General features: G+C 61.2%; 1 protein-coding gene. It reads left to right on the top strand.

The genetic code is table 11. The features are described 5' to 3' along the window. A partial coding sequence (locus tag ASG38_RS18060; protein WP_200937045.1) for a hypothetical protein occupies nt 1–415 on the top strand: 415 nt, incomplete at both ends.

The raw sequence follows: 415 nt of genomic DNA, 5'->3' as shown, positions 1-415 counted from the left end.
GGCGGGCCTTAACCCTGCGGACTATACCTTCACCTACTACCACAGCCAGGCAGACGCCGAGGCGGGAGTAGCCGGGACAGAGCTTCCGAACAGCTATCCTAACGGAACCAACCCTGAGGCTGTCTGGGTAAGGGTAGAAAACAACACCACGGGATGCGTAAGCGTGGGCACGTTCAACCTGATCGTTGACGAGCCGGCGGTTGCCAACCCTGTGACCGACCCTGCGCTTATTACCAAGTGCGACCTGGACGGTACCAACGACGGGGAGACGGACTTCGACCTTACGGCCTTCGACACCACGGTACTGGGCACGCAGCCTGCGGGCGACTTTACGGTGCACTACTATGACGACCTTGCCAAGGCGCAGGCCGACGGCAACCTGGGCGTAACGTCGACCAACCCTCAGGCCATCACG

The sequence above is a fragment of the Flavobacterium sp. Leaf359 genome (genome assembly GCF_001423985.1).
Taxonomy (GTDB): domain Bacteria; phylum Bacteroidota; class Bacteroidia; order Flavobacteriales; family Flavobacteriaceae; genus Flavobacterium; species Flavobacterium lindanitolerans.
The sequence above is the reverse complement of the archived record's forward strand: the minus strand, read 5'-3'. Positions and strand labels throughout refer to the sequence as shown.